This is a genomic window from Bdellovibrio sp. HM001 (genome assembly GCF_055397275.1).
This window is the reverse complement of the sequence record NZ_AP029174.1, coordinates 228,758-248,531: the sequence shown is the minus strand read 5'-3', so window position 1 is coordinate 248,531 and position 19,774 is coordinate 228,758. Positions and strand designations below refer to the sequence as shown.

At 49.1% G+C, this 19,774-nt stretch carries 21 protein-coding genes and 1 pseudogene; 12 read left to right on the top strand and 10 right to left on the bottom strand.

What is annotated here, in order from left to right:
- Window positions 1-61 precede the first annotated feature (61 nt).
- The 5 genes from ACZ5ZZ_RS01240 (at window position 62) to ACZ5ZZ_RS01220 (ending at window position 4,597) form a co-directional block, all read left to right on the top strand.
- Window positions 62-1,069 (top strand): ketoacyl-ACP synthase III, encoded by a 1,008-nt coding sequence (locus ACZ5ZZ_RS01240; protein WP_464132890.1) that lies wholly within the window; start codon window positions 62-64, stop codon window positions 1,067-1,069.
- A 21-nt stretch (window positions 1,070-1,090) separates the two neighbouring features.
- A complete protein-coding gene (locus ACZ5ZZ_RS01235; protein WP_464140887.1) occupies window positions 1,091-2,596 on the top strand; it encodes an acyl-CoA synthetase in 1,506 nt (501 codons plus the stop codon).
- A 64-nt stretch (window positions 2,597-2,660) separates the two neighbouring features.
- A complete protein-coding gene (locus tag ACZ5ZZ_RS01230) occupies window positions 2,661-3,185 on the top strand; it encodes a hypothetical protein (RefSeq protein WP_464132886.1) in 525 nt (174 codons plus the stop codon).
- A 73-nt stretch (window positions 3,186-3,258) separates the two neighbouring features.
- The gene (locus tag ACZ5ZZ_RS01225; protein WP_464132883.1) at window positions 3,259-3,903 is read left to right on the top strand and encodes a matrixin family metalloprotease; all 645 of its coding nucleotides are present in this window, start codon (window positions 3,259-3,261) and stop codon (window positions 3,901-3,903) included.
- 1 nt (window position 3,904) lies between these two features.
- On the top strand, window positions 3,905-4,597 hold the full coding sequence (locus ACZ5ZZ_RS01220; RefSeq protein WP_464140885.1) for a hypothetical protein: 693 nt from the start codon (window positions 3,905-3,907) through the stop codon (window positions 4,595-4,597).
- Here ACZ5ZZ_RS01220 and ACZ5ZZ_RS01215 read toward each other — a convergent pair.
- The 6 genes and pseudogenes from ACZ5ZZ_RS01215 to ACZ5ZZ_RS01190 form a co-directional block, all read right to left on the bottom strand.
- Window positions 4,594-5,037: an outer membrane protein assembly factor BamE gene (locus ACZ5ZZ_RS01215; RefSeq protein ID WP_464119703.1), complete on the bottom strand. Its 444-nt coding sequence runs from the start codon at window positions 5,035-5,037 to the stop codon at window positions 4,594-4,596. The genes ACZ5ZZ_RS01220 and ACZ5ZZ_RS01215 overlap by 4 nt on opposite strands.
- A gap of 86 nt (window positions 5,038-5,123) precedes the next feature.
- Window positions 5,124-5,714 (bottom strand): hypothetical protein, encoded by a 591-nt coding sequence (locus tag ACZ5ZZ_RS01210; protein ID WP_464140882.1) that lies wholly within the window; start codon window positions 5,712-5,714, stop codon window positions 5,124-5,126.
- Window positions 5,695-6,351: a hypothetical protein gene (locus tag ACZ5ZZ_RS01205; RefSeq protein ID WP_464140880.1), complete on the bottom strand. Its 657-nt coding sequence runs from the start codon at window positions 6,349-6,351 to the stop codon at window positions 5,695-5,697. The genes ACZ5ZZ_RS01210 and ACZ5ZZ_RS01205 overlap by 20 nt, the downstream gene beginning before the upstream one ends.
- Window positions 6,352-6,651: 300 nt before the next feature.
- Window positions 6,652-9,138, bottom strand: a pseudogene (secA, locus tag ACZ5ZZ_RS01200) (preprotein translocase subunit SecA); the annotation flags it as partial.
- 130 nt (window positions 9,139-9,268) lie between these two features.
- Window positions 9,269-9,751 carry a tRNA (cytidine(34)-2'-O)-methyltransferase gene (locus tag ACZ5ZZ_RS01195; protein ID WP_464119698.1) on the bottom strand — a complete coding sequence of 161 codons (483 nt, stop codon included), beginning with the start codon at window positions 9,749-9,751 and terminating at the stop codon, window positions 9,269-9,271.
- On the bottom strand, window positions 9,744-10,346 hold the full coding sequence (locus ACZ5ZZ_RS01190) for a gamma-glutamylcyclotransferase family protein (RefSeq protein WP_464119696.1): 603 nt from the start codon (window positions 10,344-10,346) through the stop codon (window positions 9,744-9,746). The genes ACZ5ZZ_RS01195 and ACZ5ZZ_RS01190 overlap by 8 nt, the downstream gene beginning before the upstream one ends.
- 249 nt (window positions 10,347-10,595) lie before the next feature.
- Between ACZ5ZZ_RS01190 and ACZ5ZZ_RS01185 the strand changes: the two genes are divergently transcribed.
- The 3 genes from ACZ5ZZ_RS01185 to ACZ5ZZ_RS01175 all read left to right on the top strand — a co-directional run bounded on the left by ACZ5ZZ_RS01185 (window position 10,596) and on the right by ACZ5ZZ_RS01175 (window position 12,858).
- Entirely contained in the window at window positions 10,596-10,934 is a 339-nt protein-coding gene (locus ACZ5ZZ_RS01185; protein WP_347358666.1) for a P-II family nitrogen regulator, read from the top strand.
- Between the two features lie 30 nt (window positions 10,935-10,964).
- Entirely contained in the window at window positions 10,965-12,377 is a 1,413-nt protein-coding gene (gene glnA, locus ACZ5ZZ_RS01180) for a type I glutamate--ammonia ligase (protein ID WP_464140877.1), read from the top strand.
- A 70-nt stretch (window positions 12,378-12,447) separates the two neighbouring features.
- Window positions 12,448-12,858 carry a glycine cleavage system H family protein gene (locus tag ACZ5ZZ_RS01175; protein WP_464119692.1) on the top strand — a complete coding sequence of 137 codons (411 nt, stop codon included), beginning with the start codon at window positions 12,448-12,450 and terminating at the stop codon, window positions 12,856-12,858.
- Between the two features lie 47 nt (window positions 12,859-12,905).
- Here ACZ5ZZ_RS01175 and ACZ5ZZ_RS01170 read toward each other — a convergent pair whose 3' ends face one another.
- Entirely contained in the window at window positions 12,906-13,451 is a 546-nt protein-coding gene (locus ACZ5ZZ_RS01170) for a DUF4383 domain-containing protein (protein WP_464119690.1), read from the bottom strand.
- A gap of 152 nt (window positions 13,452-13,603) precedes the next feature.
- Between ACZ5ZZ_RS01170 and ACZ5ZZ_RS01165 the strand changes: the two genes are divergently transcribed.
- Window positions 13,604-14,491 carry a DMT family transporter gene (locus ACZ5ZZ_RS01165; protein ID WP_464119689.1) on the top strand — a complete coding sequence of 296 codons (888 nt, stop codon included), beginning with the start codon at window positions 13,604-13,606 and terminating at the stop codon, window positions 14,489-14,491.
- On the opposite strand, the gene ACZ5ZZ_RS01160 is transcribed toward ACZ5ZZ_RS01165, so the two are convergent.
- Window positions 14,472-15,758 carry a hypothetical protein gene (locus ACZ5ZZ_RS01160; RefSeq protein ID WP_464140876.1) on the bottom strand — a complete coding sequence of 429 codons (1,287 nt, stop codon included), beginning with the start codon at window positions 15,756-15,758 and terminating at the stop codon, window positions 14,472-14,474. The genes ACZ5ZZ_RS01165 and ACZ5ZZ_RS01160 overlap by 20 nt on opposite strands.
- A 251-nt stretch (window positions 15,759-16,009) precedes the next feature.
- Between ACZ5ZZ_RS01160 and ACZ5ZZ_RS01155 the strand changes: the two genes are divergently transcribed.
- Both ACZ5ZZ_RS01155 and ACZ5ZZ_RS01150 read left to right on the top strand, forming a co-directional pair.
- Window positions 16,010-16,657, top strand: coding sequence for a chalcone isomerase family protein (locus tag ACZ5ZZ_RS01155; RefSeq protein ID WP_464140874.1), 648 nt, complete (start codon window positions 16,010-16,012; stop codon window positions 16,655-16,657).
- 14 nt (window positions 16,658-16,671) lie between these two features.
- Window positions 16,672-17,670: a hypothetical protein gene (locus tag ACZ5ZZ_RS01150; RefSeq protein ID WP_464140872.1), complete on the top strand. Its 999-nt coding sequence runs from the start codon at window positions 16,672-16,674 to the stop codon at window positions 17,668-17,670.
- A 1-nt stretch (window position 17,671) separates the two neighbouring features.
- On the opposite strand, the gene ACZ5ZZ_RS01145 is transcribed toward ACZ5ZZ_RS01150, so the two are convergent.
- Window positions 17,672-17,944 carry a peptidylprolyl isomerase gene (locus ACZ5ZZ_RS01145; protein WP_464119681.1) on the bottom strand — a complete coding sequence of 91 codons (273 nt, stop codon included), beginning with the start codon at window positions 17,942-17,944 and terminating at the stop codon, window positions 17,672-17,674.
- Window positions 17,945-17,995: 51 nt separating this feature from the next.
- On the opposite strand from ACZ5ZZ_RS01145, the gene ACZ5ZZ_RS01140 reads away from it, so the two are divergent.
- Window positions 17,996-18,751 (top strand): substrate-binding periplasmic protein, encoded by a 756-nt coding sequence (locus ACZ5ZZ_RS01140; RefSeq protein ID WP_464119680.1) that lies wholly within the window; start codon window positions 17,996-17,998, stop codon window positions 18,749-18,751.
- On the opposite strand, the gene ACZ5ZZ_RS01135 is transcribed toward ACZ5ZZ_RS01140, so the two are convergent.
- A complete protein-coding gene (locus ACZ5ZZ_RS01135; RefSeq protein ID WP_464140871.1) occupies window positions 18,748-19,686 on the bottom strand; it encodes a hypothetical protein in 939 nt (312 codons plus the stop codon). The genes ACZ5ZZ_RS01140 and ACZ5ZZ_RS01135 overlap by 4 nt on opposite strands.
- Between the last annotated feature and the right edge of the window lie 88 nt (window positions 19,687-19,774).

The following is a 19,774-nucleotide window of genomic DNA, read 5'->3' as shown; positions in this document are numbered from 1 at the left end:
GTTTTCTTGCCAAAGTGGCAAAACTGATTTGTAGATAAGCGAAATCGCAAAGGAATAAACGATGAACACGACAAGAAAAGCGACCATTGTAGGAACCGGGATGTACGCGCCTGAACGCGTGATCACCAATCAATACTTTAATGATCTTTACAAAAAAGACATCGGAACTTTCTTAAGTGAGCAAAGAAACATCCGCGAACGCCGCTGGATGAATCCAGAACAACGCACGTCCGATTTGATTCTGCCTGCAGCCGAAGAGGCCATGAAAGTCGCAGGTATCACTGCCAAGGATCTGGATCTGATCATTGTTTCGACCGACACACCTGATTACCTTTCTCCCTCCACCGCCTCGGTGGTGGCTTATCGCCTGGGGGCCGTTAACGCAGGAACCTACGACATCAACACAGCCTGTGCCGGCTTCGTGGTGGGCTGTGATATCGCCTCCAAATACATTGCAGCCGACAGCAAGTACAAAAACGTTCTGGTGGTCGGCGCTTACGGCATGAGCAAGTATCTGAACTTCGATGATTACAAAATCGCCTCCTTGTTTGCCGACGGTGCGGGCGCTGTTGTTTTGCAACCCTCCAAGGACAGCTCCGGCTTTATCGACAGCCAAATGTACACTGATGGTCAGTATCATGACTATATGGGCATCTATGCCGGGGGCACGGCCCAACCGGTCAGTCATCAGGTCATTGAAAACAAAGGTCATCTGCTGGCCTTCCCGAAACGCATTCCCCCTGAAACCAACGGGATTCACTGGCCCCGCCTGACTCATCAGATTCTGGATCGTATTAAAAAGAACCCTTCCGACATCCAGCACTTCTTTATCACGCAGTTTAACGTGCAAAGCATTTACGAAACCATGGATCAGTTGTCCCTGCCTCGTGAGCGCGCCCACTACGTGATGGATCGCTATGGCTACACGGGCTCCGCCTCCATCGGCATGGCCGTGGCGGATGCGGCTTACCAAAAGAAAATGAAAAAAGGGGACTTGGTCTTTATGTTGGGCTCTGGTGGTGGTATGAGCATGGCTGCCTTGGCCTTGGAATGGGGCTACGACACATAGTCGTCTAAGCAAGAGGAACACATGGAACTGGATTGGCTGAAAAAATGGAATATGTACTCGCCACAAAATATCGCCATTCAAGATGGCGATACCGGGCGTGAGTTTTCCTATGCACGATTGTTTGAATTGGCAAACAAAGGAGCAAAGCTTCTTCAGCAAAACTTCCACGTTGGCCAAGGCGACCGCGTTGCGGTTTTGGCCACCAATGAACTGGAATATGTGTTTCTTTTCTTTGCCCTGCAGCGTCTGGGCGCGATCATGGTGCCGATCAACTTCCGTCTGACACAAAGGGAAGTCCGTCACATTCTGACGGACTCCGCTCCGAAGCTGGTGGTACTGCAGGAAAACCTGAACCATCTGATTGAAGATCTTTCTACAGATGTGGTTCCGCAAAAGCTTTTCCTGCAAGGCTCTGACAGCTTTGCCTCGGCACTGGAGGCCTTTTCCGACAGTAGCGAAACCGCTTTCCTTCCGACTGAAGAAGATCCCGTGATGATTTTGTACACCTCGGGGACCACAGGAAGTCCCAAAGGTGCGGTGCTGACATACAAAATGCTGTTCTGGAATTCCATCAACACAACTTTGCGTCTGAACATTTCACAAACAGACTGCACTGTGATCTTCCTGCCCTTCTTCCACACTGGTGGCTGGAATGTTCTGACGACTCCGTTCATACATCGTGGCGCCAAAGTGGTGTTCTTGAAAAAGTTCGATGCCGATCAGATTCTTCGCCTCAGCGAGGAACAAAAGGCCACTTTGCTATTTGGTGTCCCCACAACCATGGACATGATGGCCCGATCACCTCTTTTTAAATCTGTGGATCTTAGCCGCATTCGCTATGCGATTGTCGGTGGTGAGCCTATGCCTTTGGAGCTGATAAAAACCTGGGACAAGAAAGGCGTGCCGGTTCGTCAGGGCTACGGCCTGACCGAATTTGGCCCGAATGTGTTTTCTTTGAATGAAGAAGATGCCATCCGCAAGATTGGCTCTATCGGTTTTCCGAATTTCTATATAGATGCCAAGGTCGTGGATAATGAAGGACACGAACTGGGCAGCAATCAAGTCGGCGAACTGGTTCTGCGCGGCCCGATGATCATGCAAGGCTATTGGAATAACGAAAAGGCAACACAAGAAACCATCAAAGATGGCTGGCTTCACACTGGGGATCTGGTTCGTCGCGATGAAGAAGGTTATTTCTATGTGGTGGGACGCAAAAAGGACATGTTCATTTCTGGTGGAGAAAACGTCTACCCTCCCGAGGTAGAACAGATTCTCAGATCCCACCCCGCCGTGCTGGAGGCCGCTGTCATCGGAGTTCCTGATGAGAAATGGGGCGAAGTGGGCAAGGCATTCATCGTGCGTCAAAAACCCGATTTGACCGCAGAGGACCTGCTTAACCACTGCGCCAAGAATCTGGCCAAATTCAAAATTCCCAAGCATTTCGTGTTTCTAGCCACTTTACCCAAAGGCGACAGCGGAAAGATTCTCAAACGCCAGCTCATGGAGACTGCTGCCAGTCATTCCTAAGAATTTTAAGTTATACAACGGCCCCCACTAGAGTTATACAAGGTCCTCGAAATCGGAGTTTTGTATGAAAAAATTTATGTTGGGCCTACTTGTAGCCGCAAATTTGATTTCCCTGAACGCCTCTGCTGACAAGCAATTCGTGGGTGCTGATAAGTTCTATGACTTGGTTGCAGAGTACAAATCTGCGTGCATTCAATCTGAGTGCGCAAAACCCTATCGTGAAATTCCAATCTATTTCGACGGTGCTCGCACAGTCCTTATTTCTGATTACGAAGTCAGAAAACTTCAGCAGATTTCCCAGAAGCAGTCCTTTATCTGGATGGACACCGTCCTTCAAGGTGACTTCCATTCTGATGGAAAAACCGTCCTGGAAGAAGTCGTGGCGATCTTCAAGTCTTCCACTCTGGTCGCTTACAAGATCGATTACAGCGAAAAGGCCTGGTACATCGGCACTTGCAAGTGGGATGGCGTAAATGCCTCCACATTGGCAGGCTGCCCGGAAGGCAAGATCCACGAATCTTCCTTTGTTTCTCCAGACTTCAAAACCTTTATCCGTAACACCGACGATATCGCTAAGTTCTACAACTAAAGGCGACTCGTCGAAAGTCGAGTAATCAACACTTGTCAGGATGTCCGAAGGAATCTCGTGTAAACTGACAAGTATGTTGAAATTTCTCGTTCTGCCTCTGACATTGCTCGCTCTGTGCTCTTGCCAGAAAGGGCCCACACTTGGGCCCGGTGACGAGGATCTTTTAGCCAGTGCCGCAGAAAATGACTGCGGCTTCGTGCAAAACTCTTATGGCCAGCGCGTTTCCTGGAAAGGAAACATCCCGGTTCGCCTGAAACTTCACAAAGACTTCCCGCCTGATTACGAAGACGCCCTTAATAAAGCGGCCTATCGTTGGAATGAAGCTGCTGGGATGACTTTGTTTCATTTCGAACGCGGCAGCGACACTCTTCCCAATGCCGCCACCAAAGACAGTCAGAATACGATTCATTGGCATTTGACCTGGCCCAATAAAAACATCAACTATCAGGGGCTGACTTCCCTTTATTGGAAAACCAACAAGCTCTATGAAGCAGACGTGGCCATCAACAATCAGTACTTCAGTTACTTCACCGGGACCACTCCGACAACAATCAAAGATGTGCATCTGGAAAGCCTGTTCGTGCACGAACTGGGTCACGTACTGGGACTCAAACATCGCAGCACCGTTCCCAGCGTGATGTGGGCCGTTCTCAATGGCGGATCGGTTCGCGAGACCCTGACTGAAGCGGACCGAACCACAATAAAGTGCGAGTATTAATATGAAGAAAAACCGGACGCCATTACAAAAAATGTCCCGCATGCTCAGCCTGATTCTGCTCATGGCAGCACTTCCTTTTGCTTTGCACCTTTTGGACAAAAAGTTTCTTCCAAAAAGAAATGTGGCCTCGGACGGAGGCCTGAGTGCCGTGGGAAGCCACAGTGACAACTTCGATCTGTCCGAGGCTTCTCCAGAAGAGTTCCGCAAAGCTTTTAAGTATCAGATCCTTAAGAACGTCGAATTGGATTCCTTTGAAGCCGGTCCCGGCATCAAGCTGGGCTTGTTCCTGATGAAAAGTCCCGCTGGGTCCCGCGTGTTTGTGTGTGACCGCTACCCGACACTGGATCTTAATTTTGCCGCTGAAGGTATTGCGATCTCGGGCGAGATCCCCAAGATGGTGGTTCGCATTCCCTGCACCGTCAGCGAAGATCAAAATCATATCGCGGCCTTCCCGATCCCTTTTCAGGAGATTTTCAAAAGCCCGATCAGTCAGTTTGAATTTACAACTTCAGCTCCCGGCATTCGCGAAACTGGTAAAATCTACTTCCGCAATGTGGTGGATGAGTGGCCTCAGGAATGGACCTGGACAGGTGTGAAGTTCTACGGACGAGAAGCCTCAGACACCTTGGAAGTTAACGGCTATGAAGTGATCTCTGTCTTGGGAGAACCGTTGATTCTTCCGGTGGCAAATTAGCGAACCGGCTCAAAGGTCGGCACATAACGGACTTTGTCTTCGCCTTTGGCTTTCTTTTCATATTCTTCGTAAGACTTGCGATGGCTTTCCACTTCACGGGCCAGCATCTCGTCAATCTCGCGATTTTTTTGATCATTGCGCGTGTCCATCGCTATAGCCGTACGATCTGCCGGAGGCTGCCAGACATCGCCGACATACACGGCATTGCCTTCAAAGAACTGAACTTCTTTTTCAAAACGGATTCGTTTGTCGTAAAAAACATAGGTCCAGCGGTCTTTACCATGAAAACGCTGGGTGCGGGTGGGGCTTCCCATCAGATTCAGTACGTCATCTTTTTCCATTCCTGGCGTGATTTCATTAAACTGCTTCAGCATGGATGTCTGACAGGCCGTCGTCACCAAGCTCAGCGAAATCAACGGAATGGCCAAATATCGGAGCATACTTCCCCCACTCTTCTAAGGTACCAGCTTCCACTGATCTCTCAAAGTGAGCAACTTTCTTTTGTCTCATTTTGATGCGCGGAAAATTATTTTTTCAAAATGACAGGATCCACAAGGCCAGGCGCCGGCGTTGTCGCTCCTTTGCCAGCCTGACCGTGGGCTTCAGCCGCATCGTGCTGTTGTCTTTCCTCTGGGGAGCTGTATTGGCTGCGAACCTTTTTCAATGTTCTTTTCACAGAGGAACCCAGGCTCATTTGATTTTCCATTTCCTCAATGGACTTCAAATCAATGCGCTCATATTCCCTTTTGGCCGCCACTCCTTTTTCAGGGTAACGATACTTCAGCAACGTTCGCTGCTGATCATATTCTTTCAGATTCTTTTCCATGTCCTTATGCAAGGCGACCATACTGGAGATAATTTCACTGACTCGCGCCGGATCTTTGCTGGTTTGTTTTTCCAGAATCAACTTTTGGATCTCAGCTTCCCCGGAGCGAACCTTAGCTTCCAAAGCAGCCACCCGGGCTTGCACCACAGCAAAGGATTCTTCACTGCTGCGGACTTCTTTAGCTCCCTCTACCGGAGCCGCTTCCCCACCGCCTTCATTGGCAAAAGCCAAAGAAACCGACAAAAGGACTGTAAAAAAGCTCAACGTTTTTTTAGGAACCAGACAGGACATCTTGCCTCCAGGAAATTTTAAAAGGCAGATATTTAATTCGGTTGATAAGAACAGATGCTTTAGCCGGATTCAGACCTCGTAGGACCAACCGTCCACCACCAATCTGAGACAAAAGCGAAGGCACATCCCAACCAAAACGGGAATCCGTCATGGCTTCCTTCAACTGGCTGACCAGCAAGCTGGATTCAATGCCGTCAATCGTCAGGGTATACGCCAAAGGCCCGCTGACCGTATCTGCATTGGCAAAGTCCGTCACATCTGAAAAGTCCGGTGTATCGCTCACCCCTGATGGAGCCAAGGGCTCCGGCATTGCTGGCGACCCCACGGAGTCCAAAGTCTGACTGAAATCATAGGGAGCTTCTTCCACCGCAGGAACCTCACCATGCACTTCCTGATCTTCAGAAGGCGCTTCGTAGGTCATATCCGCTGGTGGCTGCTCCGCCATATTCAGGGCTTCATTGAAGCCCCCATCGAAAGCGGCCGGCGTCTCAGGTTGCTGATAGCCCTGCTCCTGTTCAGGATAGCCACTTTGCTCTTGGAAATTTTGATCTTGATAGTTTTGCTCGACAGAAGCCTCAAAGGACGGAGCCGCCGTCGGCTCTACAACTGGTTCTGGCTCAGGTTCATGCTGAGCCATCTCAGGTTGGCCATTCCAGTCGATAAAATAAACTGCATTGCAATGGGGACAGGTGTAAAGCGTCCCCAGGTGCTTATCCAGAATCTCTACCGACTTATGGCAATTCGGACAAGGGATCAATTATCTTTTTCCCTTCGAATCTTTTTCCAAACGACGACGCTCTTCGCGGTTCATCGGACGATCCTCACGAGGACCGCTTTGGAAAGTCATTTTGCGCTTCGGAGCCTCTTCAGCTTCCGGGATGCTGTGACCGATATCCGCTTCGCTTGGAGACGAGTAATCCAATTCATCCAAGTCAGCTTCTTCCGGACGCAGGCTCTCCAGCACCTGCTCTTCAGTTTGTTGAGCAACCAACTGAACACGCATCACTTTTTCGATCGCGTCTGACTTGATCGTATTGTTCAAAGTCTCAAAGGCTTTGAAAGCCTCTTTTTTATACTCAAGCAAAGGATCTTTCTGAGCGTAACCACGCAGACCGATACCTTCTTTCAGCTTGTCGATAACATAAAGGTGGTTCTTCCAATGGTTATCGATGCTTTGAAGCAGGATCATTTTCTGAACTTGCTCAAAGAACGGACCCATAGAGTTTTTCTGACGATCCCAAACTTCTTTCACACCGGCTTTCACAGCTTCAGTCACTGTGTCGGTGTTCACAGACATTGTCGAGAAATCAACTTTGAAACCAAACGTCTGAGCCAGGGCATTGTTCAGGCCCTCCAGGCTCCACTCTTCTTTTTTACCGTTTTCAGGGATGTGAGTGTCCAGAATTCCGGAAACCACATCGCCCAACCAGTCCAACGTGGTTCTTTCGATTTCCTGACCTTCCAAAACCTTACGGCGCATTCCATAGATCGCATTTCTTTGTGCGTTCATCACGGAATCGTATTCCATCAGGTTCTTACGGATATCGAAGTTGTGTCCTTCAACCTTACGTTGCGCCCCTTCGATGGCGTTGGTCACCATTTTGGCTGTGATCGGTTCATCTTCAGGGATGTTCAGCATTTCCATGATTTTCTGAATACGCTCACCGTTGAAGATGCGCATCAGTTTGTCTTCCAAGGACAGATAGAATCTGGATTCACCCGGATCCCCTTGACGACCGGCACGACCACGCAGCTGATTGTCGATACGACGGGATTCATGGCGTTCTGTACCGATGATATACAAACCACCCAGGGAACGAACTTCGGCGCGTTCCGCTTCGACTTGCGGCTTCAGCTTCTGAACGGCCTCCAGATACTCTGGAGAATCATCATTACCGACCTGAGTTTTTGCCAACATCTCGGCGTTACCACCCAGCATGATGTCCGTACCACGACCTGCCATGTTCGTGGCAATAGTCACAGCCCCTTTACGACCGGCCTGAGCGATAATTTCCGCTTCACGTTCGTGGTGTTTCGCATTCAAGACTTCGTGTTTCACACCCTCTTTACGAAGGAAGGCGCTCAACGCCTCGGACTTTTCAATGGATTCCGTACCGACCAGGATCGGCTGACCCTTGGCAATACGTTCTTTGATATCCGCCGTGATCGCCTTGAACTTTGCAAGTTCAGACTTGTAAACCACGTCTTCCTGATCCTTACGCATGATCGGACGATTGGTGGGAATCACGTTCACATCAAGTTTATAGATCTTTTTGAACTCGACCGCTTCTGTATCAGCCGTCCCCGTCATACCTGACAGTTTTTCATACATACGGAAGTAGTTCTGGAAGGTGATTGTTGCCAAAGTCTGATTCTCAGACTTCACTTCAACACCCTCTTTGGCCTCGATCGCCTGGTGCAAACCATCGCTCCAGCGACGACCTGGCATCAAACGACCTGTAAACTCATCCACGATCACGATTTCACCGTCTTTGATCATGTATTCCACGTCACGACGGTACAGATAGTGAGCTTTCAAACCCTGATACACGTGGTGCAGGATTTCGATGTTTTGCGGATCGTAAAGGTTGGAAAGACCCATCAGTTCTTCCACTTTCGCGTTTCCGGCGTCGGTCAAAGAAGCTGTTTTTGATTTTTCCTCCATCGTGAAGTGCACATCGCGCTTCAGGTGAGGAATGATGGCGTTCACAGCGTAGTATTTGTCAGTGGAGGATTCCGCAGGACCGGAAATGATCAGCGGAGTACGCGCTTCGTCGACAAGGATGGAGTCACACTCATCCACGATGGCATAGTAGTGCGGGCGCTGAACATAGTCGTTCAGGTCAAACTTCATGTTGTCACGAAGATAGTCAAAGCCCAGTTCATTGTTGGTGCAATAAGTGATGTCACAAGCATACATCTGCTTGCGTTGCTGGTCGTTCAAACCATGAACGATGATACCTGTGGTAAGACCCAGCCAGCCATACAGACGGCCCATGTGTTCGGCGTCACGACGAACCAAGTAGTCATTCACAGTCACAACGTGAACACCGCGACCCGTAAGAGCGTTCAGGTACACCGGCAGAGTTGCCACCAGGGTTTTACCTTCACCCGTTCTCATCTCAGCGATATTTCCACGATTCAGAACATAACCACCGATCAACTGAACGTCATAGTGGCGCATTCCCAACACACGCTTGGAGGCTTCACGGCAGACCGCAAAAGCTTCAGGCAGAATGTCATCGACAGTTTCGCCCTTTTTCAGACGTTCCTGGAACTCTGGAGTTTTGGCTTTAAGTTGATCATCCGTAAGGGCTGCCATCTGAGGTTCCAAGGCATTGATACGATCCACAGTGGGCTGGATCTTTTTCATCTCACGGTCGTGCTTCGTTCCGAACATTTTTGTCAAAATTTGTGTAACCATAGCCTAAGAGGATAGACCCAAATACTTGCAAGCGGCAAGGTAAGGGGGCAATTTCTGGATGCGTCATTGACGCGATTTCATTCGGAATTTTAAAGACTTCGTCGGGTTGAACCCCGACCAAAGCCTTAAACTATCGCAATGGATACTTGAGCTGACGAAGGCCCTCGTAGGCGGCAATGGCGACACTGGTGGCCAGATTCAGACTGCGCGCACCTTCGCCAATCATTGGAATGGTCACTGTTTGACTGGGGTGTTTCATCAGGAAATCAGGGTCCAGACCCTTGGTTTCCTTCCCGAACACGAACCAATCCCCGGCCTGGTATTGAGGCTCAAAATAGGTTCGCTGTGTTTTGGTCGTAAACAGCCAGATACGGCTGGGATCTTCGACGTGTTTCCACCAGTCTTCGAAAGTCTCGTGGCGGTGCCAGGTCAGATGGGGCCAGTAATCCAGCCCCGCTCTTTTCAGGTTCGTATCGTTGATTTCGAACCCCATTTTTCCCACGATGTGCAGCTCGCAGTTGGTGCCGACACAAGTGCGCCCGATATTTCCCGTATTCTGAGGAATTTCGGGCTCAATAAGAACAATGCGGAAAAGTTTCTCTGTATTAGGCAAGGTGTCTGTAAACCTCTTGGCCCAGTTTAGACAGCGCCAATCGACGACCTTTATCGACGATCAGCTCCAGATTCATCAGCTCACGATAGAGCGTCAGATCAATCGGAACGATCTCGCGGCCCGAAGAACGTCCCAGTCTTTGAATATAAGTTGCTTGCTTTTCACTGAGTTTGGAAGTCAAAGCCGGTTGTTCCTGTAAGGAACGTTTCCAGTCTCCGCCGGCAATCACAGTGGCATTCACCGGAAGTTTTAACGGATTCAGGAAGTAAATCCAAGCTTTCACCGGCTCAGACGCACCCTCTGGATGCACATCAATTTCTTCCCTGGAGTAAAGGCTCTTGTCTGGATCAAGGCGGTTGTATCCGTGGAACTCATCCATCAGATTCAACAAAAGATCGGACCCCTTAAGCTCGATCATCTGCCCCGGAACCAGATCAGATCCCCCTCTGACCAGTGCCGGGAAGCCTACTTTCAAACGGTAAGCTGTGGCCTTAACTCGTGCAAATACTGAAGATTCCACGAAATTTTGGATCTTGCTGAAGTGAACCATGCCTTCGCAGAAAGAACCGTAAACGAAAAAACGATTTGTAGTCATTATCCCCCCCGAGTACGACAACAATAGTGATTTTCCGAAAATGAGGTCCCGTGTGTACCAAAAACCACATAGCCCCGCAAGCCGCTTTACGAGAGCTTTTTCTTTTTTTCCAAACAGTGACACTTACTGGAATGCGTTATGCAGAAATTAAAAAAATAAAATGACCTTTTCAGTTTTTGCATTCTTCGGATGCTTTGTTATCCTTTTACAAATCTGACGTAGGAATTCTTTTTCAGAACAATGAAGTACATGAAAAAAATTGAGGCCATTATCAAACCCTTCAAATTGGATGACGTGGTCGATGCTCTAGCTGAGGTCGGCGTTGAAGGGATCACTGTCTCGGAAGTCCGGGGCTTTGGCCGTCAAAAAGGCCGCACTGAAGTTTACAAAGGTGCGGAATACGTCGTCGACTTTCTCCCAAAAATAAAAATTGAAGTGGTTCTTCCGTCTGCACTGGTTGATAGCGCCGTGGAAGCCATTCAAAAAACAGCTCGCACAGGAAAAATTGGTGACGGAAAAATCTTCGTTATTCCTGTGGAATCCGCCCTTCGCATCCGCACCGGTGAGAAGGACGAACAAGCACTTTAAAAAGTTTTTAACCCCTCAGGGAGGCTCACGATGACCGGACAAGACGTTTTAAAATTCGCCAACGAAAAAGGCGCAAAAATGGTGGATCTGAAGTTCTGTGACATGATCGGAACTTGGCAGCACCTGACAGTGCCAGTGCACCAGTTGACTGACGAGGCTTTTGAACAGGGCTTCGGCTTTGATGGAAGTTCCATCCGCGGCTGGAGAGGCATCGAAGAATCCGACATGATCATCCTTCCAGATCCGTCCACAGCGATGATGGACCCGTTCATGCAAGTGCCCACTTTGTCTTTGATCTGTGACGTCTGCCTTCCGGAAACTCTTCAAGCTTACAACCGCGATCCTCGTCAAGTGGTGAAAAAAGCCATCGCTTACATGCAATCCACCGGCATTGCTGACACCGCTTACTTCGGTCCTGAAGCGGAATTCTTTATTTTCGACGATATTCGCTACGAACAGACCAACAGTTCAGCTTTCTACATGATCGACAGCGATGAAGCTTCCTGGAACACCGGTCGTGACGAGGGTGGCAACAATCAGGGCTACAAGATCCGCTCCAAAGAGGGCTACTTCCCCGCTTTGCCAACCGATTCCCAACAGGATCTCAGAACCGAAATCTGCCTTGAGCTTGAAAGATGCGGCATGCAGGTGGAACGTCATCACCACGAGGTCGCAGCGGCACAAAGTGAGATCAACTTCCGCTTCGATACAGCCTTGAACATGGGCGACAAAATGATGTGGTTCAAATACATCGTAAAAAACGTAGCCAAACGCTATGGAAAAACCGCGACCTTCATGCCAAAACCCATTTTCGGCGACAACGGTTCGGGAATGCACATCCATATGTCCCTGTGGAAAGATGGCAAAAATCTGTTCGCAGGCAACAAGTACGCCGGTCTTTCGGAGATGGCTTTGCACTATATCGGCGGCGTTCTGAAACATGCTCCAGCCCTTTGCGGAATCATCAACCCAACAACCAACTCTTATAAACGTTTGGTTCCAGGTTTTGAGGCTCCGACGAAGCTGGCTTACAGCTTTAAGAACCGCTCTGCAGCGATGCGTATCCCGAATTCAGGGCCAAATCCGAAGGCAAAACGTATCGAGTTCCGCACTCCAGACCCTTCGGCCAACATTTATCTGGCGGAAGCGGCGATTCTGATGGCCGGTCTAGATGGCATTATCAACAAGATCAATCCGGGCGATCCATTGGATAAGGACATCTACGGACTGCCTCCTCAAGAGGCTGCGGCGATTCCTTCTGTTCCGGGAACCCTGGAAGAAAGCTTAAATGCCCTGCTCAACAACTGCAGCTTCCTGAAAAAAGGCGATGTTTTCAGCGACGATCTGATCCAGACCTGGGTTCAGTACAAAATCGACAAAGAAGTTCGCCCAATTCAGCAAAGACCAGTTCCCTACGAGTTCCATTTATACTACGATTGTTAAGCCGCAACGCGGGGATGTGGTGCGGTTCTGCCGCACCACTGGATTAGATCAGCTTAGATAAGGAAAGATTATGGCATCAGACGACGTTAGAAATTTTATGGGCTACCTTTGGGTGCGCCAGGAAGATGGACTCATCACCATCGGCATCAATGAAGACGGCCTTGAAGACTTCGAATCCATCTCTTCCGTGGATTTACCGGCGGAAAATGAGCAAGTGGATGAAGATGTCGTTATCGGCACCCTTGAAACTGATGACGGTCCTTTGGATATTTATACTCCGGTTGCCGGCACTGTGGTTGAAGTGAACTCTCAGGTCATCGACGATCCGTCCCTTATTATGGAAGACCCTTATGAAGAAGGCTGGCTGATTCGCATCGAAGCCGACGAGGACTTCGATGAGGATGAAGAAGACGACGAAGATGATGAAGACGATGAGGACGAGGACGAAGACGACGATTATGACGATGAGGATGAAGACTAGTCCTTAAAGCAAAGCCCCGGACAGCCGGGGCTTTTTTTATTTTTTCTTTAGTGCCAAGTTGTGCCCTTCGGCGCAATACGATCGAGTTTTCGAGCGGTCAACCAGGCCCCAATCACAAACACCGCTCCGATCAGGATATGCACAACATGGTCTGCGGTCCCCAGTTCCAGATATCCCGGAATCAAACGCCACCAGAACGAATCATAGTCCATAGTGGGTGGAATCATGCTGGTGTTGGAACCAAACAAGAAGCCCGCCAGCCCCAACATTCCATAGATGGCCCCAAAGATGTAACTAAAGCGTTCTGCCGTGATAATGGAGTTTCCCACTCCAAACCACAGAGCTGTGATTCCTGAAACAATATGAATGATGTTATGCCCCCAGCCCAGATGCATTCCAAACAGATTGGGCAGAACAAATCCCGACATTCCCACCAATACGAACGCCACCCCTAACACCATGCACACCCACTGGGCCGGGCTGGTCTCGGATTCCACCTGAACCGCCGGCTTGCTTTCAACTTTTGCAGTTGTGGGCTTACCGACTTTCTCAGGCTGGGGTGTCTTCTCTAGATCCGGTCTTTGCGGTTCCATAAGATGCTCCTTGTTGATTTGCTCTTTCATTATGCCGCCGGATGAAAGGGCGAAGCAGAAGAGTTCTCGAACTTTGACAAGATTCAGTTGATTCTCTGCGAACCCACAAGAAGTGCAGTGACCCCTTCTGGACCTTCTGCTAAATTTCCTCTATGCCAGCAAGATTCGAAAATCTCATCCTTTACACCATCTGCACCGTGATCTGGGGTTCCACCTGGCTTGTCATCACATTCCAGATTGATTCTGCGTCTCCAGTTACCTCAGTCTTCTGGCGGTTTCTGCTGGCAGCGGGAATGCTTTTCACTTTCTGCTTCTGGAAAAAACAGAACCTAAGATACACCCGACGTGAACATCTGCTTTTTGCGGGTCAGGGTATTTTGATGTTCTCGATTAACTACATGCTGACCTATGTGGCAGAAACCATGATCAGCTCTGGTCTGGTGGCTTTGAGTTTTACCGCCTTGGTTTATTACAACATGTTCGGGATGAATCTGTTTTTCAAAAAACCCATCACCCGCAACGTGATCTGGGGGTCAGCTCTGGGCGGGATCGGAATCATATTTATATTTCTAAATGAGATTCTGCATTTTGATCCGAATTCGAAAACCATCTGGGGTCTTTTGGTCGGTTTTCTGGCAACTCTTTCAGCTTCCATGGGTAACATGGTGGCGCAAAAAAGCTATCAGCTGCGTATTCCCGTCGTTGTCACCAACACTTGGGGCATGATGTATGGAAGTCTCTTCACCTTGCTGGTGGCACTGATTTTAGGTCATGATCTCAGCATCCCACTGACCGCCAAATTCCTGGGAGCTTTGACGTATCTGGCTCTGTTTGGGTCTGTTATTGCCTTTGGGGCCTATCTTTCTTTGGCCGGAAGAATTGGAGCGGAGAAAGCCGCCTATACCAGCGTACTTTCCCCGGTGATTGCTCTGACACTTTCCAGCTTTTTTGAAGGCTTCCACTGGACACCTTACATAGTTTTAGGTGTCGTGCTTTGCCTGCTGGGAAATATCCTGACACTTACCAAGCGGGTGGGTTGATTCCCGGAGGAAGGAAAAACACACCCACCTGGTACATGATTGAAATTGTTTTGTCTGTTGTCTTGCGCAGATCCCGGCCCTGAGGGGCTCCGTTATCCACGATGATCATTCCATCGTCCCCGGCAGAGATATACGTATGCCCCGGCGTATAGCCAGCCCCATTCATCATGATGGATCCCAGAATCGGACGATACTTGGTCGCATCCCACGGAACCCACCCGGCCTTATACAAGGCCATCGAATAATTCACCACCGCTGCTGTACTGGACCAGATCAGCTGATTGCCCTTAGCTTTGTTGAAGTCATCGGCCACCCGATACCCGGCGCGCTGATAAGCCTGTCGCAAAAGTTCTGACTGGAACTCTGCACAGGGCACATTCGAAAAGCCATGACGAACAGCCGTGCCTTGGGTTGCAATACTCCAGGCCCCACTGGTGGATATCACACCGGTCTTTTCAAAGTTAATGGACCACTGAGTCGCAACCGCCTTGTCCATCATCAGATAGGACTTCGGTGTCGCCACGGTTCTGTTCACAGCTTTCTTGAGTTCATTGAAAATCGCCTGATATTTGGCGCGCGTTTCAGATTTCATCGTGTCGGGATTTAGGCCCTTGTTAAGTCTTTCCCCAAATCGTTTCATCACTGACGAGGTGTAATTGAACTTCGGCTTGCCGCTGGCATTAAAGTTTTTGATAAACCCATCCCCCAAAGCCGCAGCTGTCACCACGGCGAAGTTCCCTTCCGTCCCTTGCAGATTTCCGACGATCGAAGCAAAAATGAAAAGCCCGCCAGAGGTTTTGTTAATCTCGGCAATCTTCGCTGCCGTAAACTGAGATTGATACTGGGACAAGACCGAGACCACCTTCACCGGATAGATGAAGCCCGTGCTGGAGCGTTCGACTCCACCGCTGGAAGTGCGATAATCCAGATGTTTGACTTCATAGTTCGCCGGAATCTCGATCTGTGTGCCTTCGGGAAGTTCAATTTTGTTTTCCAGAATGCCAGCCTTTTCGTAACGCAAGGTCATGGCCTGATTCAAAAGCAGTTTCTGACTTGCTGTCACCGGAACTTCCGGAACATCCGGCGCTGGATCCAGCACTTCCGGTGTTCCCGGATCAGAATTGGGAACACTTGGTTCCACGACAGAAGCACTTTCATTTCCGCTTTCATCAAGCGCAGGAAAGTCATTGGAAGGCGCACAAGCTGCCAAGACCAGCAGTCCTGCACTTAAAAGAAGACATCGGGTGATTGCTTTGGTTGCCGCCATAGGACCTCCGTTCCCAGAGGTCTTCGGCCGACTCACATTCGAAATTTAATATTTTTTGTAGTGTCCAAATTCTGTTCACCAATTCACTTTCTACTGTCGAATTTCTTTCAGAAAGAAAAAAGCATCTGTTTGTTTACGCGTCCTGTGTCGTGATCCGACCTTACTTGGCGGAAAGATTGATTGCCGACAAATAAAGGGACTCACTCGGCTTTCTCCCGTATCTAGCACGGATCAAGAAGGAGTTTTATTTTATGAGAATCATCGCTTGCGCTCTGCTATCCACTCTACTGACGTTGTCTCTGACATCCAACGCGGCCCTTTTACAAATGGAACAAGGCACACGTACCATTGAGGGAGTTAACATAGCTAAATCCGCCCAAGGCACGGTTGACAGCAAAAAGATTGAACTGGGTTCTGTCGGGGCAGGTCTGCGCTGGAAGAAAGTTCTGTTGATGAAAGTAAAAGTCTATGTGGCTCAGCTTCTTATCAGCAGCCCCGAGCGTTTTGTCAGAAAATCAACGGAAGCTCTGAAGTCTTTGGACGACAGCGAAAGCGTGGCTATTCAACTAAGCTTCCTGCGCTCGGTAGACGCCGATACGGTGCAAAGCTCTTTCCGTGAAGCTTTAGGCGCCAACAAAGTGGATATGCAAAATCCTTCCATCAAAGCATTTCTGGATGCTGTCCGTCTGGGAGGCGATGCTGATGCAGGATCCAGCCTGACTATCCTGGTGACTAAGCATTCAGACGGTTCAGAGTCCCTGATCTATGAAGACACCGCAGGCCACTTGACCCGTATCAATGGCGACAAAGGCCTTTCTCAAAAGGTCTTCTCAATCTGGCTGGGCACCCCTGCCGACGATGGTGTGGCTTCTCTTAAGAACGACATTCTCAATCCCTAATCATGGATATTCAGATGAAAAAACTATCTCAATTACTGATGTCTGTAACACTCATCACGGGCCTTGTCGCCTGTGATGCCCAAGATGCCATCGACAGCACCAAACAGATTCCCGAAAAAATGAATCAGACCAACTCCAAGATGGATGGCATGCTGGACGCCATGAAAACCACCAACAAAGGTGTGCATGACCAATCGCTGCTGATTCCCTTGGAAAATCTTTTGAAAGAGGAAAACTACGACACCCTGGCTCCTGTTCCATTCAAGCTGATGCCTTTTGGAAAGAAGTTTGCCGAGGCTGCCACATCCGAAGAACTGGTGGAACTGACTTATCTTTGGCTTAAAGAGGTCGATGAGGCCCTGCCCGCCAAAGGCATTGATGAAATCACCGGCGAGGAGCTTCCTTACAGCAAGACACAAATCCAACGCATTAATACGCAAAAGATTGCAAAGCTCACCGCCTTGCAGATCATTGCTGGCTTCACGCCGCAGTCGGTAGTGCAAGAAATGATTCAGAACTACGTCATCGGGGGATCCATCGAGGGCGGGCGTCGGTTTGAAGAAACCACCTACTCCTTCCTGATGTTGCGAACGATGTTCATTCGCGATGTGCTTCTAAAAGAAAGCATTCTTTCAAAGTCCATCGACAATGTCGGAAAACTTGAAGAGGCCATGAAATACATCAAAAAAATTGATGCCATCGCACGACTGCGTTTTCACGACAAGATCCAGTTCAAGTCCCGAGGTCTGGTGGGTTTCGATGGCCGCCAGCTTCCAGCCGATGAACAACCTCAGGAAAAATTCAATCGATCCACAGCACGACGACTGTGGGAGTCTTTGTACGACAAGGCCTCAGCCCAGATGAAGCTGGAAGTCCGCAGTGTCGGAACTTCACCGGAAGAAGATCAAAAGTTGCTGGAAAACGAAAAGAAGCGGATTCAGTACAATATGCAGCTGATTGAGCAGTCTCTGCAGTACTGGAAAAGCCTGCACCTCGAAGAAAGTGAAAGCTAGATTACCGGGTTCGTTTGATAATGTGATAGCCAAATCGCGTGCGCACTGGTTTGGCTGTCACTTCATTCACCTTCAGTGCAAAGGCCGCTTCCTCAAAGTCCATGTCCATGCGTCCTTCACCAAAAACCCCCAGGTCACCACCGAGTTTCGCTGAGGAACATTGCGAATAACGTTGTGCAAGCTCCTCGAAGCTCTTTCCGTCCTTCAGATTTCTGATCAAATCCTCGGCTTCATACTGATTCTTAACCAAAATATGACTGGCTCTGATTTTCATAAGATCCCTTTTAATTTGACCATCCCGGAAAGACTCCTTAAGGTTCTTAATGTGAAAACTGCTTTAATTTTAATGCTAACAAGTCTGACGACTTGGGCGAAACCTATTCCCGTTCGACTGGGGGGATATGAGTTTCCACCTTATGTCATCAACCGCGGCGGCACTTATGAAGGGCTGACGCTGGATCTCATTGCATTATTAAATCAAAAGCAGACGAAGTATGTCTTTTCTTTTGTTCCCACAACCACCTATCGACGATACCACGATATGAAATCGTCCCGCTATCAAATCATGGCATTTGAAAGCAAGACCTGGGGGTGGCCGGCCGAATCTGTTGAAACCTCAAAAATATTCCGCCACGGCGCCGAAGTTTTCATTGCCCATAAAGACAACGCCAAAAGCCAAAAATATTTTGAAAACCTTCACAACAAGACCATCAAGGGCATGCAAGGGTATCATTATGGATTCCTGGGCCACTCCACCAGCGACAAAGCGCTTAAGCGATTCAACGTGGAGTTCACAAATACTATAGATGGCAACATTCGATCGGTCGTAACCAAACGAGCAGATATTGCCATGGTGACCAAAGAATACCTTGAAATGTACCTGAAGAATCATCCCGAAGAGCGAAGCAAGCTGGTGGTTTCCACCAAGTATGATCAACTTTATGATCTGGGTATTCTGGTATCAAAAGGACAACACGTCATCACCGTTGCTGAAATCAATCGACTGATCGATCAAATCGTCAATGACGGCTCCTGGTCGGCTCTTTTAAAGGACAAGGGCATCGAGGAAATGCGAGACTAAGAGTCCTCGTTACCAAAAACCAGCTCAACCGTCATGTACAGGGCCCACGCCGGAGTAAAACCGTCTTCGCGTGACCAAGACAGCGAGGGCGTGGTCTTCAGGTAAATCCACTGCATCGGAAGTCTTTGGGTAAAGGTTGAGGAAAGAACGAAACTTTCGCTGTACATCGAGCTGCCAATCAACTTCGTATTATAACGAAAATCCTGTGACAGGGCCGAGTCCTCACTTAAAGTGCGAATCAGGGACGGACCATGATGCGTATCAAAATCCCGGTTGGTCATTGCCCAGTTGGCTTCATTGACGAAACGAAATAACAAATCCCGGGAAATTGCATAGTCCGTCGTCAGCGAGGTGCGCTCTTCCCATTCGTCCTTCTTTGACCAGCCAATCTGTTCAAAGAAAGAATTTTCAAAGTACCCCCATAAAAAATTACGACGCAGACGAAGACGCGCAAAATAGTTCACGGGGATGGCCACGACCAATCCAGTCTCGCTATTCAGATCCCACAGTCGCTCTTCAGTATCGACTCCAGAGGAACTCGAAGTTCCGGCAGATCCCGCACCTGGTTTAGGTAACTGGATCTTGTCCTGAACCGCCCTTTCCCAGCGCTTCAAGTTCGGCAGAAAAAGATTTAATGACGTCCCCGGATCGTCTGCCCCCAAGTTTCCGCGACGAATATAGTAGGTCTGGCTTACACGCAGCGTACTGGTGTTCTTCTGGTCGTCCGCCCGGGCATTGCCAAACAAAGAATCTACACTTTCAGACAGACGGATTACGCGCGAAGACAGCAACTCTCGTGTGCCCTCCAAATAGGCGGTGGCTTTTTGTGCAGAAGTGGTTTGTTCAACGGATTCTTCCGGCAAGGCCTCTGATTCGACTTGAGCCCCCGCAAACGGGGAAAATGCAATAAGAATAACCGGAAGAAGACGCCACATATAAACAAGGTATGTTTCAAGTTGCGCCGTGGGCAAGGAAAACCGAGTTCATTTTAAATTTTTGCTATCGCGTTTAGCAGTGGTTTGT

What these genes read in the sequence shown, in the direction of transcription:
- ACZ5ZZ_RS01205 (WP_464140880.1), bottom strand. Translation starts at nt 6,351, where the DNA reads ATGGCTCAGCATGAACCTGAGCCAGAACCAGTTGTAGAGCCGACGGCG.
- ACZ5ZZ_RS01150 (WP_464140872.1), top strand. Translation starts at nt 16,672, where the DNA reads ATGAAAAAACTATCTCAATTACTGATGTCTGTAACACTCATCACGGGC.
- ACZ5ZZ_RS01165 (WP_464119689.1), top strand. Translation starts at nt 13,604, where the DNA reads ATGCCAGCAAGATTCGAAAATCTCATCCTTTACACCATCTGCACCGTG.
- ACZ5ZZ_RS01230 (WP_464132886.1), top strand. Translation starts at nt 2,661, where the DNA reads ATGAAAAAATTTATGTTGGGCCTACTTGTAGCCGCAAATTTGATTTCC.
- ACZ5ZZ_RS01135 (WP_464140871.1), bottom strand. Translation starts at nt 19,686, where the DNA reads ATGTGGCGTCTTCTTCCGGTTATTCTTATTGCATTTTCCCCGTTTGCG.
- ACZ5ZZ_RS01185 (WP_347358666.1), top strand. Translation starts at nt 10,596, where the DNA reads ATGAAAAAAATTGAGGCCATTATCAAACCCTTCAAATTGGATGACGTG.
- ACZ5ZZ_RS01220 (WP_464140885.1), top strand. Translation starts at nt 3,905, where the DNA reads ATGAAGAAAAACCGGACGCCATTACAAAAAATGTCCCGCATGCTCAGC.
- ACZ5ZZ_RS01160 (WP_464140876.1), bottom strand. Translation starts at nt 15,758, where the DNA reads ATGGCGGCAACCAAAGCAATCACCCGATGTCTTCTTTTAAGTGCAGGA.
- ACZ5ZZ_RS01190 (WP_464119696.1), bottom strand. Translation starts at nt 10,346, where the DNA reads ATGACTACAAATCGTTTTTTCGTTTACGGTTCTTTCTGCGAAGGCATG.
- ACZ5ZZ_RS01215 (WP_464119703.1), bottom strand. Translation starts at nt 5,037, where the DNA reads ATGCTCCGATATTTGGCCATTCCGTTGATTTCGCTGAGCTTGGTGACG.
- glnA (WP_464140877.1), top strand. Translation starts at nt 10,965, where the DNA reads ATGACCGGACAAGACGTTTTAAAATTCGCCAACGAAAAAGGCGCAAAA.
- ACZ5ZZ_RS01225 (WP_464132883.1), top strand. Translation starts at nt 3,259, where the DNA reads ATGTTGAAATTTCTCGTTCTGCCTCTGACATTGCTCGCTCTGTGCTCT.
- ACZ5ZZ_RS01235 (WP_464140887.1), top strand. Translation starts at nt 1,091, where the DNA reads ATGGAACTGGATTGGCTGAAAAAATGGAATATGTACTCGCCACAAAAT.
- ACZ5ZZ_RS01145 (WP_464119681.1), bottom strand. Translation starts at nt 17,944, where the DNA reads ATGAAAATCAGAGCCAGTCATATTTTGGTTAAGAATCAGTATGAAGCC.
- ACZ5ZZ_RS01210 (WP_464140882.1), bottom strand. Translation starts at nt 5,714, where the DNA reads ATGTCCTGTCTGGTTCCTAAAAAAACGTTGAGCTTTTTTACAGTCCTT.
- ACZ5ZZ_RS01170 (WP_464119690.1), bottom strand. Translation starts at nt 13,451, where the DNA reads ATGGAACCGCAAAGACCGGATCTAGAGAAGACACCCCAGCCTGAGAAA.
- ACZ5ZZ_RS01155 (WP_464140874.1), top strand. Translation starts at nt 16,010, where the DNA reads ATGAGAATCATCGCTTGCGCTCTGCTATCCACTCTACTGACGTTGTCT.
- ACZ5ZZ_RS01240 (WP_464132890.1), top strand. Translation starts at nt 62, where the DNA reads ATGAACACGACAAGAAAAGCGACCATTGTAGGAACCGGGATGTACGCG.
- ACZ5ZZ_RS01175 (WP_464119692.1), top strand. Translation starts at nt 12,448, where the DNA reads ATGGCATCAGACGACGTTAGAAATTTTATGGGCTACCTTTGGGTGCGC.